Origin of the sequence: Pseudarthrobacter sp. BRE9, assembly GCF_031844305.1 — a bacterium.
GTDB lineage: Bacteria > Actinomycetota > Actinomycetes > Actinomycetales > Micrococcaceae > Arthrobacter.
This window is the reverse complement of the sequence record NZ_JAUZUY010000006.1, coordinates 205269-217384: the sequence shown is the minus strand read 5'-3', so window position 1 is coordinate 217384 and position 12116 is coordinate 205269. Positions and strand designations below refer to the sequence as shown.

The 12116-nt window shown below is 67.6% G+C and carries 8 protein-coding genes; 4 read left to right on the top strand and 4 right to left on the bottom strand.

Translation table 11 applies throughout. The features are described 5' to 3' along the window. Nucleotides 1–44: 44 nt before the first annotated feature. The gene (locus Q9R31_RS13275) at nucleotides 45–1772 is read right to left on the bottom strand and encodes a phospholipid carrier-dependent glycosyltransferase (RefSeq protein ID WP_311263191.1); all 1728 of its coding nucleotides are present in this window, start codon (nucleotides 1770–1772) and stop codon (nucleotides 45–47) included. Nucleotides 1773–1817: 45 nt separating this feature from the next. Here Q9R31_RS13275 and rsmI point away from each other — a divergent pair, with 45 nt between their 5' ends. Together rsmI and Q9R31_RS13265 are read left to right on the top strand one after the other, a co-directional pair. Beyond that, nucleotides 1818–2693, top strand: a complete 876-nt coding sequence (gene rsmI / locus Q9R31_RS13270) for a 16S rRNA (cytidine(1402)-2'-O)-methyltransferase (protein WP_311263190.1) — start codon at nucleotides 1818–1820, stop codon at nucleotides 2691–2693. Between the two features lie 181 nt (nucleotides 2694–2874). Next, on the top strand, nucleotides 2875–4374 hold the full coding sequence (locus Q9R31_RS13265; protein WP_311263189.1) for an NAD-dependent succinate-semialdehyde dehydrogenase: 1500 nt from the start codon (nucleotides 2875–2877) through the stop codon (nucleotides 4372–4374). 60 nt (nucleotides 4375–4434) lie between these two features. Here Q9R31_RS13265 and Q9R31_RS13260 read toward each other — a convergent pair whose 3' ends face one another. From Q9R31_RS13260 to Q9R31_RS13250, 3 genes are read right to left on the bottom strand one after another with little or no spacing between them, the layout of a single operon-like run. Beyond that, nucleotides 4435–6975, bottom strand: coding sequence for a DUF3488 and transglutaminase-like domain-containing protein (locus tag Q9R31_RS13260; RefSeq protein WP_311263188.1), 2541 nt, complete (start codon nucleotides 6973–6975; stop codon nucleotides 4435–4437). Beyond that, nucleotides 6972–8453 carry a DUF58 domain-containing protein gene (locus tag Q9R31_RS13255; RefSeq protein ID WP_311263187.1) on the bottom strand — a complete coding sequence of 494 codons (1482 nt, stop codon included), beginning with the start codon at nucleotides 8451–8453 and terminating at the stop codon, nucleotides 6972–6974. The genes Q9R31_RS13260 and Q9R31_RS13255 overlap by 4 nt, the downstream gene beginning before the upstream one ends. A gap of 9 nt (nucleotides 8454–8462) precedes the next feature. Further along, nucleotides 8463–9563, bottom strand: a complete 1101-nt coding sequence (locus Q9R31_RS13250) for a MoxR family ATPase (protein WP_311263186.1) — start codon at nucleotides 9561–9563, stop codon at nucleotides 8463–8465. A gap of 161 nt (nucleotides 9564–9724) precedes the next feature. Between Q9R31_RS13250 and Q9R31_RS13245 the strand changes: the two genes are divergently transcribed. Then, nucleotides 9725–10630, top strand: a complete 906-nt coding sequence (locus Q9R31_RS13245; RefSeq protein ID WP_311263185.1) for a TatD family hydrolase — start codon at nucleotides 9725–9727, stop codon at nucleotides 10628–10630. A 281-nt stretch (nucleotides 10631–10911) separates the two neighbouring features. Next, nucleotides 10912–12090, top strand: a complete 1179-nt coding sequence (locus tag Q9R31_RS13240) for a ubiquitin-like domain-containing protein (RefSeq protein WP_311263184.1) — start codon at nucleotides 10912–10914, stop codon at nucleotides 12088–12090. Nucleotides 12091–12116: the final 26 nt, after the last annotated feature.

Here is a 12116-nt window from a genome sequence, read left to right as displayed (position 1 = left end):
ACGCCGCGGCAGCGGCTCCTTCAGGTCTCTGCTGCCATCCTGCCCTAGATCCAGGACGGCATCCACATCCGGACCTTCCAGTCAACGTAGGGGATGACCTCCGCGGCCCAGATCGGGTAGAAAAACGCTGACAGCAGGACTGCCGCCGCGAGGAACAGGACTACCAGGTACATCCCGGAGCGCCGGCGCCACGGCGGATCCGAGGCCCGGCCCAGGACCAGCCCCAGGCAGTACACCAGCGCCAGGATTAGGAACGGTTCAAAGGACACCGCGTAGAAGTAGAACATGGTCCGCTCCGGGTACATGAACCACGGCAGATAGCCCGCGCCCACGCCGGCCAGCACAGCCCCGGCCCGCCAGTCCCGGCGCCCCACCCACCAGAACAGCAGCACCACCAGGGAAATGGCTGCCGCCCACCAGATCAGCGGGTTCCCGACGGACAGGATGGCGGAGGTGCACTTTTCCACATTGCAGCCCGGAGTGCCCTGGGGCGGGGACTCATAAAAGAACGACGTCGGCCGTCCCAGCACCAACCAACTCCAGGCGCTGGCTTGGTAGGGGTGCTCGGAGCTCAGTCCCTGATGGAACTTGTACGCTTCCAGGTGGTAGTGGACAAGGGACCGGACGGAGTTGGGCAGCCAGCCCCACTCCGCTGACGGGTTGGTCTCAGCCCAGTGGCGGAAGTAGGCGTTGTCCGATAGGAACCAGCCCGTCCAGGTCGCGGAGTAAACAATTGCTGCCACGGGCACCAATGCCGTGAATGCGGGAATCCCGTCCTTGATCACGCCGCCGCTGATCCAGCCGCGGAGGCCCGCCACCCGCCGGGCGTTCAGGTCCCACAGCACGGTGAGGAGGCCAAACCCGGCGAGGAAGAACAGGCCGGACCACTTGGTGCCCACCGCCAGGCCCAGGCAGACCCCGGCGGCCAGCCGCCACCAGCGCACGCCCAGCCATGGCCCGGACAGCAGCGCGCCGGCCGGGGGCTGTCCGCCGTTGGCGGCAGCGGTCCGGGCAAGCCGCGCGGCCAGGCGCCGGCGCCCGTCGTCGCGGTCCATCAGCAGGGCGCCGAAGGCGGCAAGGATCCAGAACGTCAGGAAGACGTCCAGCAGGGACGTCCTGGACATCACCAGATGGTGGCCGTCGACGGCGAGGAGCAGTCCCGCGGCGCCCGCAAGCGGAAGCGAGCGGAACAGTTTCAGGGCGACCAGGCAGACCAGCAGCACCGTGAGGGTGCCGGTGAGGGCTGCCGCGAAGCGCCAGCCAAAGGAATTCTCCGGCCCGAACAGCCACATGCCCGCCGCGATCATCCACTTGCCCACCGGCGGGTGGACAACATATTCGGGTGTGTTCAGCAGGACGTCCGGATTGCCGGCGTTGAAGGAATCGTTTGCCTTCTCCGGCCAGCTGCGTTCATAGCCGCTCACGAGGTATGAGTAGGCGTCCTTGACGTAGTAGGTTTCGTCGAATACCAGCTTGTGCGGCACTTCGAGGCGGACGAACCGGAGGATGCCGCCGGCCACCGACGTCAGGACCGGGACCAGGATGAACCAGAGCCGGAGCGAGGGCGGATAGTCCCGCCAGGACGTGCCGGCGCCGATGAGCCTTTCCCTTAGTGCCTCGGCGGTGAACGCCTCATCCGGCCGGCTGATCCAGGGCCGGGCGGGCTTCCCGCCGGTCTCCGTTCCAGTTGCCCCGGCTCCGGCGGGGGATCCCGCCGCGTCGGGTTTCCCGGGCCCCGTGGGCCGCGTCGAGGTCTGCGTCACGAGCCCCATGCTACCTTTTGCGGCTGGAAGACCCGGCGGCAGTAGGCTTGGTGGGTGGACCCGAACCCCAGCCCCCTCTCCGAACCCGGCCCTGCGACCACGGGACGGATCGTCCTCGCCGCCACTCCCATCGGGAACACCGGAGATGCCTCCGCCCGGCTGGTGGAACTGCTGGGCACCGCGGACATTGTGGCCGCCGAAGACACGCGGCGCCTCCACCGTCTGGTCCAGAGCCTCGGCGTTGCCGTGGCGGGCCGGGTCATCAGCTACCACGAACACAATGAGGCCACCAGGACCTCCGAGCTCCTGGACCAGGTGCGTGCCGGCAGCACGCTGCTCATGGTCACTGACGCCGGGATGCCGGCGGTCTCCGATCCCGGCTTCCGGCTGGTGGAGGGCGCCATCGCGGCGGGACTTCCCGTGACCGCGGTTCCGGGGCCCTCCGCGGTCCTCACGGCCCTGGCGCTGTCCGGCCTGCCCACGGACCGGTTCTGCTTCGAAGGATTCCTTCCCCGGAAGGCCGGCGAACGTGCCTCCCGGCTGGCGGATCTTGCTGGGGAACGGCGCACGATGGTGTTCTTCGAGGCACCGCACCGGCTGGAAGCGATGCTGCGTGCGCTGCGTGAGAGGTTCGGGCCGGACCGCCCCATCGCTGTATGCCGGGAACTGACCAAAACGTACGAGGAAGTCATCCGCGGGACCGTGGGCGATTTGCTCCAGTGGGCAGAGGAGACGGAGGTCCGGGGCGAGATCGCCGTAGTGCTCGGCGGGGCACCTGAACAGCCGGCCGGCACGCCGGAGGATCACGTGGCGGCCGTCAATGAGCTGGTGGCCCAGGGCATCCGGCTGAAGGAGGCCGTGGCCGCCGTGGCCGAGGACGTCCGGGTCAGCAAGCGGGAGCTCTACTCCGCTGTCCTTGCCGCCCGGTAACCAATACACGGGCCACCTCCGGCGCCTGTGCAGGTGCACAGCGAAGCCCGGATTCCGCAGTGCGCAACGGCGTAGACCATAGGAGTGCCCCGCAGTAGTCTGGCTGTTAATAAGCCCCATGATCCCGGTCACTCCGGCCGCGGCGACGGGCTGCCACAACCTTACTGACGAGGGAGTCATCGTGACTGTCACTGCACAGCCGGCCGTTACCGCCGAGCGCGAAACCCGGCTTTTGGCCTCCGTTCCCACCGGACTGCTCATCAACGGTGAGTGGCGCGACGCCGCATCAGGCAAGACGTTCGACGTCGAGGATCCCGCCACCGGCAAGGTGCTGCTGAGCGTTGCCGACGCCGGTCCCGAAGACGGAGCTGCGGCCCTTGATGCTGCTGCGGCTGCCCAGGAATCCTGGGCGAAGGTTCCGCCCCGCGAACGCGGCGAGATCCTCCGCCGGGCCTTTGACCTGGTCACCGAACGTGCAGAAGACTTCGCGCTGCTGATGACCCTGGAAATGGGCAAGCCGCTGGCAGAGGCCCGCGGTGAAGTGACCTACGGCGCCGAGTTCCTCCGCTGGTTCTCTGAAGAGGCTGTCCGTGCCTTCGGCCGCTACTCGGTCTCCCCGGACGGCAAGTCCCGCCTCCTGGTCACCAAGAAGCCGGTGGGCCCCTGCCTGCTGATCACCCCGTGGAACTTCCCGCTGGCCATGGCCACCCGCAAGATCGCCCCGGCCGTCGCCGCGGGCTGCACGATGGTGCTGAAGTCGGCCAACCTGACGCCGCTGACCTCCCAGCTGTTCGCCGCCGTCATGCAGGAAGCCGGCCTGCCCGCCGGTGTCCTCAACGTCATCCCCACGTCCACGGCAGGTGCCACCACCGGGCCGCTGATCAAGGACTCACGCCTGCGCAAGCTGTCCTTCACCGGCTCCACCGAAGTGGGCCGCCGCCTGCTTTCCGATGCGTCCGAAACCGTGCTGCGGACCTCCATGGAGCTCGGCGGTAACGCGCCGTTCGTGGTGTTCGAGGACGCCGACCTGGACGCCGCCGTGACCGGGGCCATGCTGGCGAAGCTGCGGAACATGGGTGAAGCCTGCACCGCAGCCAACCGCTTCATCGTCCACGAATCCGTCGCCGGTGAGTTCGCGGAGAAGTTCGCCGCGAAGATGAAGGAGATGACCACCGCCCGCGGCACCGAGCCCGAGTCCAAGGTGGGCCCGCTGATCGACGCCAAGAGCCGGGACAAGGTCCACGAACTCGTCTCCGACGCCGTCGCCTCCGGCGCCAAGGCTGTCCTAGGCGGCGGACCGGTGGAGGGCCCGGGCTATTTCTACCAGCCCACCATCCTGTCCGGCGTCACCGAAGGCACCCGGATCCTGTCCGAGGAAATCTTCGGCCCCGTCGCCCCGATCATCACCTTCAGCAGCGAAGACGATGCCGTGCGGCTGGCCAACAACACCGAATACGGGCTCGTGGCCTACGTCTTCACCAAGGACCTCAACCGCGGCATCCGGATGGGCGAAAAACTCGAAACCGGCATGCTCGGCCTGAACGCCGGTGTCATCTCCAACGCCGCTGCTCCCTTCGGCGGCGTCAAGCAGTCCGGCCTGGGACGTGAAGGCGGCCTGGAAGGCATCGAGGAGTACCTCTACACCCAATACATCGGCATCGCCGACCCCTACGCCGGTTAGCCCCGGCGGTTTCGCAGCCCGCATGTGCCGGCCGGGGCTTCCCCGGCCGGCACATGCCGTTTAACGCTGCCGTGCCCTGCGTCCGCCGTCGTCCGCCCCTGCGCTGGAACGCCCTCCTGCTGTTGGCTGCCCTCCTGCTGCCAGGCGGGCGGGCCGGAAGCCTTCGGCAGCGTGCACCGCTTTGCGGACGGCCCTGCCGCCCGCGCTGAACGGTGTCCTGAGCAGCAGGCCCATCCGGCGGGTGACCGACGGCGGAAGCCACGCCGCGGCCAGGCGCCTGGGCATGGTCGCATTTGCCCGGAGCGACGCCTCCACGGCGACAACCCCGGCAGCAATATCCTGTACCGCCATGCCGGTACCTGTCCCGGGGGAACCGTCACCGCCCGGGCGGCCGTATCGGTATTGTTCGAACGCCGAGGTGAAGGACGACACGGCCTGGTGCGCGTCCTGGTCCATGCCGGCAGGCTCCCCCAGCAGTTCAGCGCGGAAGCGGGCCGAGTATGCCCTGGGGGTTTCGCTGTCCGCGGCGGGCAGTCCGTAATCGGTGCCAAGATCGCTGATCTCGCTCCACGCGAGTGGGACGGCCAGATCCTGGCGCTTTGGACGCAGCCGCCGTGACCTGGTGCCCACACGGACCAGGTGCGGGGCGGCCGCCAGGAGAACCAGGCCCGCCACGGCGGCCACACCAAGGAGCCACGGCATCAGTTGCGGGCCCTCGCCGCTGTTGCTGCCGCCTGCGCCGGGGACGGCCTGCGCTGTTGCGCTGGGGGATGCAGCGGGGACCGGGGCCGTGTCGGGGATGAGCCCGTCGTTGTTGCCCAGGGACTCTGCCACGGACGGTGTCGAGGCATCGGTGGCATAATCCGGGACCACCCCGCGCGAGGGCGTCGGCTCGAACGGCACCCAGCCCAAGCCCTGGAAGTACAGCTCCGGCCAGGCGTGGGCGTCGCGCGCATCCGCCTCATATTCCGGGAGGGCGCCTTGACCGGCCACCGTGACTGTGGCGCCGGTCAACCGGCCGGGGGCATAACCCACGGCGATCCTGCTGGGTATTCCTTCCAGCCGGGCCATGACCGCCATCGCCGAGGCGTAATGGATGCAGTAACCGCTCTTTTGCTGCAGGAAGTCTGCCAGGACGGAAAGGCCGTTGCCATCGTAGCCACCCTGCACAGGAGACTGCAGCGAATACGTGAACTCCGAAGAGCGCAGGTACTTCTGGATGGCCATGGCCTTCTGGTATGGCGTCCCCGCAGCTCCAGTGACGGTCTGTGCGGTGTTTTTGACGATGTCCGGGACGTTGCCCGGAATCCGGGTGAAGATGTCAGGGATATCCCGTACGGGCGCTGAGGACTGGGCCAGGAGCAAAGCGGACAGCTTGGGCACCGCCGAGGTCACCAGGTACTCCTGCCGCCGGGTAGTGGCATCGGTGCCTTTGATGCTCAGCGTCGCGGGATCCCACGTCCACTGGCCGCCGAGCCCGCGGATGTTTTCCGGCGCGTAGGGGACAGGCAGGTAAGGACTGGTGAAGGAGCCGGCGTCGATGGCTGTCACCAGCCGCACCTGCTCGTCGGCCAGGACGGCGTAACCGGGGTCGATCCGGCCATCAAGGGGCACCCTTGACGCGGTGCGGTCGTCCGGTCCCCACGAATCGCCGTCGAAATTGTCCACGGTGACGGAACGCAGGTACAGGGGGTTGGGCGAATTGGTGGCGTAGGTGATCCGGCCGCTTCCGTCCGGCGTGCGGAGGCTGTTTCCCAGCGTGATCATCGGGTTCAGGCCGGTGGCGGCGCCCCACGGATTGAGCCGTGAGCCCTGCGGGAACGTGCCGCGGTCGAACCCGGGAATCGCCAGGGGCAACAGCAGGGTGGCCACCAGGGCCACGGCGCCTGTCAGCACTGCCCTGCGCACCAGGCCCGGGCTTCGGGCCGAGCCGCCCTGCAATGTGCCATCGGGGGCAAACCACTGGCTGCAGGCAAGGATCAACAGGTAGCCCGCTGCGGTGGCAACGAAACTCCATATCCCCACACTCTGCGGTTTGATCATGGCCGGAACCACCAGCAGGGCAAGCAGGCCTGTCCCGGACGCGGCCGGCATGCCCAGCGGCACCGCGAGTGCATCGACCAGGATGACCGCCAGGCCAAGCACCGCGCAGACCACCATGACGATCCCGGCGTTGGGCGCCACGGGCGCTGTCTCTGCCAGGACTGACTCGCTGGCCCGCCGGATCAGCCGGTCCAGATCCGGGAAGGTGGCACCGGTGGGGAGCACCCAAAGGAAACTGGAGCCGCGGAAGAACGTCAGTGTCAGGACGGCGCCCAGTGCCACGAACCCGCCTGCGGTGACCAGCAGGGGCTGGGCGCGGACGGAACGCAGGGCGGCCAGGGCGAACGCCACCACCAGCACGGTGGTCAGCGCCGGCCAGTACCAGTTCCAGCCCCGAAGGACGCCGTTCAAGGACAGGGCAGCCCCGCAGACGGCCACGGTGATGGATGCCGCCATGGCCCAGGGGTAGGCGCCGGCGCGCATGCGCCCAGGGGGCATCTCGGGACGTGGTTGTGCGTCATGCCCGGTCCCCGTTGGCCGGGCTGGTGCCATGGTCATTCGGCCACCCCCGCTCCGCGCCGGACCTCTGATGCCGGAGCCACCGGCAAGGCCGCTTCCTGGTCGAACCGGCCCCAGGCGGTGGCAAGCTGCGTCATCGGCGCCACGGCCGCCGCCCGCCAGCCGCCCTGACGCAGCACTTCCAGGACATCCTGGAACTCCGCGGGCCGTTCCACCGCCAGGATGGCGAACGAGTTGGTGCCGTACGCCGCGGCCGGTGCCAGCGCCCCGGCCTCCTCGGCGGTAATGCGTCCGAGTACCGCGATCAATGGCCCCCGCATTCGGTGGGCGGACAGTTTGTCCATCAGATGGTCGTCAAAGACCGGCGGGCCCTGCTCCGCACCGGCCGGCGTCCGGACTCCGGGAGCCCCGCGGCGCTCCACGTTCCTGGCCGCGCCGTCCCCGTGCATGCCGTCCCGATGCATGCCCTCCCATCGGGGGTGGGGCGGCCCGGACAGGTGGATTGCGGCCAGGCTTTCGGCTATGGACTGCAGGCCGGATGCCCCGCTGTATTCCTCCACCGCCGGTTCGGGGGACGAGGGCGAGTGGAGGAATGCCGGTTCCCCGCCGGTGTCCAGCAGCCGAAGGCTGTAGTTGCGCTCGGCAAGGTGCGCGCTGAGGGACATGGCGGCGACAACGGACCACTCGAAGGTGTCGCTGGTGGCCGGTCGGTGCCCCTCCGGGGCGGGCAGGCCGGGCATTGATGTGCCGGGGCCACCGCCGAAGGCCCCGGCACGGTGGTCCAGGATGATGGTGGCTTCAGGCGTGGTGACGGACTCCTCCTGGCGGACCATCAGGGATCCATGCCGGGCCGTGGCAGGCCAATGGACCCTGCGCATCGGGTCTCCGTGCCGGTACTCTCGCGTCATGATGTCGTCATCGCTGGGGTTCGCCCTGACACGGGTGGCGGTGACGCCGTCACTCCCGCGCGCTCCGGCCAGCCCGGCGGCAGGCAGGACGACGGCGGCAGGCGTCACGGTGAGGACGTCGCCGTCGTCAATTGCCTGGCGGTGCAGGGAGAGGCCGAAGGGATCGGTGAACTCCGCCGTGACCGGCCCGATCCTGAACTGCCCCCGGTGCCGGGACGTCAGGTGGTACTCGTAGCGGCTTGTGCCGCCCGTGGCGGAACGGGACGGGAACCGGAAGACAGGTGCCTGGCCTAAGTGCCACGGCAGCCGCTCCTCCATGGCCACGCGTCCACTGCCCGGGCCCGTCCTGGCCACCGCAAGGTGGACCGTTGCCGGGACGGAGGTTTCAACGGGGGAGGGGTCGAATTCGCGGTAGACGCGGAACCGCGGTTTGACCAGCCGGACTCCGGCGAGTGAGACCAGCGGCAGGACCAGCAGGAGGAGGGCCAGCGTCAGGAGGTCGCGGCGGCCCATGACCTGGGCCGCTGCCAGTGTGAACGCCCCGGCTGCGAGCATGCCCCAGCCGCGCCGGGTGAACAGGTGCCGCGGAAGCTTGTCCAGCAGGGCCATGGTCCGCGCCTAGCGGTTCCTGCTGCCGGCGGCAGCCGCGGCCCGGTTTGGCTGCCCCTGGTGGGCCTGGGGCACGGGCAGCCGGGACAGGATGCCCCGCAGGACGCTGTGCGGGGTCTCGCCTGCGCCCGCCGCCTTCCGGTCCAGGATGATGCGGTGCGCCAGGACGGCCTCGGCCACGTCCCGCACGTCGTCCGGCAGGACAAAATCGCGTCCATCCAGGGCGGCTGTGGCCTTGGCGGCACGCAGAAGCTGCAGCATGGAACGGGGACTGGCGCCAAGCCGCAGCAGCGGGCTCTCCCTGGTGGCCCGGCCCACTGACACCGTATATTCCTTCACGGATTCTGAGACATACACCTGCTGGACGGTGGCGGTCATGGCTGCGACGTCGGACGCGGTGACGACGGGGGAGACGTTGGCCAGCGGCGAGACCGCCTGGTGGGTTTCGAGCATCTGGATCTCGGCGGCCTTGTCCGGGTAGCCCATGGAAATCCTGGCCATAAAGCGGTCCCGCTGGGCCTCCGGCAGTGGATATGTGCCCTCCATTTCAATGGGGTTCTGGGTAGCTACCACCATGAACGGCTCATCGAGCTTGTAGGACGTGCCGTCCACCGTGACCTGGTGCTCCTCCATGCACTCCAGCAGGGCGGACTGCGTCTTGGCGGACGCGCGGTTGATTTCGTCGCCGATGACGATGTTTGCGAAGACCGCACCCGGCCGGAATTCGAACAGCCTCGAGGCCTGGTTGTAGATGGACACGCCGGTGACGTCCGAGGGCAGCAGGTCCGGGGTGAACTGGATGCGGTTGACGGTGCAGTCGATGGTCCGGGCGAGCGTCTTTGCCAGCAGGGTTTTTCCGACGCCGGGCACGTCCTCCACCAGCAGGTGGCCTTGGGCGAGGAGGACAGTGAGCGCCAGCTTGGCAGCATCGGATTTGCCGTCGATGACCGTATTGACCGTAGTGAGAATGCGCTGCGCCGCGGCGTGGAAGGACGCCGAATCCATGGCTGCCGGCCGGTGCCCGTTCAGGTGGCTGACGGACTCGGCGACACCGGCCAGGTTAAGGTTCGGTGCGCTTCCATCGTTGGCAGTGCGTCGGTGGGGTTCCATCGGCAACCTTTCAGCCCGGGTTTCACCTGGACGGGACAGCAAGCCTGCCTTCGCCCCTTGGTGGGCGTGCGGGTGTGTTCGTTCCAGACTACTAACAGAACTGCCGTGCCTGACAGAGAGTTCCGGCAAATATGGGGGTACTTCGCCGATATTCTGGGTGGATGTGCAATTCGACGATTCCCGCCGCTTACCGGGCGCCCGCTGAAGAGGGCACCCCGGACCCGGACGCCGGCCGCCGGAGGGATTTCCCGCCCGCGCCGGAGCCCCTGCCCGTACCGGTCATGGACAACCACACCCACCTGGACTTCCCGGAAGGAAAGGGGCCCGTCGGGATCAAAGCTGCCCTGGATGCGGCTGCGGCCGTAGGGGTCCAGGGTGCCGTGCAGGTGGGTTGCGATCTGGAATCCTCACGGTTCACGGTGGAGGCGGTGGACCGGGACGAACGTCTCCTGGGAGCCGTGGCGCTGCATCCCAATGATGCTCCGCACTACGCTGCCCGGGGAGAACTGGAAACGGCCCTTGCCGAAATCGAAAGCCTGGCGGCGCATCCCCGGATCCGTGCCATCGGCGAAACCGGCCTGGACTTCTACCGCACCGAAGGTGAGGGACTGCGGCACCAGGAGTACTCGTTCCGCCGGCACATTGACATCGCCAAACGCCTGGACCTCACCCTCCAGATCCATGACCGCGACGCGCATGGCGACGTAGTGCGGGTGCTCCAGGAAGAGGGAGCGCCGGACAGGGTGGTTTTCCACTGCTTCTCCGGGGACGAGGACCTGGCAAAGACCTGCAATGAACAGGGCTGGTGGATGTCCTTTGCCGGCACACTGACGTTCAAGAACGCCACCAACCTGCGGGCTGCGCTCGCCGTGGCAGACCCGCAGCTCATCATGGTGGAAACGGATGCGCCCTTCCTGACGCCGCACCCGCACAGGGGGCGTCCGAACGCCAGCTACATGGTCCCGTACACGGTACGGGCCATGGCAGAATTGACAGGCTCGGACCTGGCGGACCTGTGCACCGGAATCAGCGAAAATACCATACGGGCATACGGATCCTGGGCCTAACGTTACCTCCCGCCCCTGCCGCTCGTTGCATATCGGGTATGCAAAAATGTTGGCCGCTTTATAACGCTACGGTTACAGTGGGAAACTATTAGCCGGGGTCGGGGAAGGCCAACGGGTAATTTCACTTCATGCGCAGCCGGCCCGGCCTGTCCAGTAACCGGCCATGCCGCTGCGCGGAGTGTGGCGGCGCACCGGTGCCCGGACTGTCCTTTTCAAGGTTGTTCCGGGCATTTTATTGCGCGTTTCCCCGTGCCCGGATGGACCGAGAGTTACGGGCAATCGTGATCAAGTTCTTCACATCGGACGGCAAGTTCAGCTATATCAAAGTTGGCGCCCAGCTGCTGGTGCTTTGCGGCCTGGTCGCAGGCCTCGTAGCCTTCGTGGGTAATAACAAAACAGTCACGCTTAACGTGGACGGCAAAACCTCGTCCGTGCAGTCCTTTGGCGGAACAGTGGGACAGGTGGTCAAGAGCGCCAACCTGGAACTGAAGCCCGGCGACCGCGTGTCCCCTTCCCTTGACGCGACCGTCCAGAACGGCACTGTCATCAACGTCAACCAGGCCAAGGAAGTCAAGGTCAGCCTTGACGGGGCTGAAAAGACGGTGAACACCACTGCCCAGGACGTCGAAGACCTGGTGACCGAACTCGGCGTCGCCAGTGCCTCTTCCGTTTCGGCGCCCAAGGATGCCACCCTCTCGCTGGCCGGGTCCTACGTCTCGATCTCCACGCCCAAGACCGTCAGCATTGTGGCTGACGGCAAGGTGAACACCGCCACCACCACTGCCCCCACCGTTGGCAAGGTCCTGGAGGACTCCGGCGTGACCCTCGGTGCCAACGACCGCACCTCGCAGCCGGCCAACGCCAACGTCGTGAACAACATGGTCATCAAGGTCTCCCGGGTGGACACCAGCCAGACCGCCGTCACCAGTGAGAACGTGCCCTTCGAGACCGTCACCGCCGAAAGCGCGGACATGCTCAAGGGCGAGAAGGAAGTGACCCAGGCAGGCGCTGCCGGGAAGCTTGAACGGACCTTCAAGCTGGTGCTCGTGGACGGACGGGAAGCCTCCCGCACGCTGGTGTCCGAGAACGTGGCCGTGCAGCCCGTCACCGAGAAGGTCACCGTAGGCACCAAGGCCAAGCCTGCACCCCAGGCCGCACCTGCGGCCGCTCCTGCAGCTGCTGGCGCCAACACCGGCGCGGCGGCCCCGGCCATGATGAACGAGGCCATGTGGGACAAGATTGCCCAGTGCGAGTCCACCGGAAACTGGAGCATCAACAGCGGCAACGGCTACTACGGCGGCCTCCAGTTCGATATCCGCACCTGGATCGGGGCCGGCGGCGGCGCCTACGCTCCTAACGCCAGCCTGGCCACCAAGGCGCAGCAGATCGACATCGCCAACCGCGTTTACGCGCAGCGCGGCCTGTCGCCCTGGGGCTGCGGCTGGGCAGCAACCAGCTGATCCACCGGATATAGACGCACAGTAAA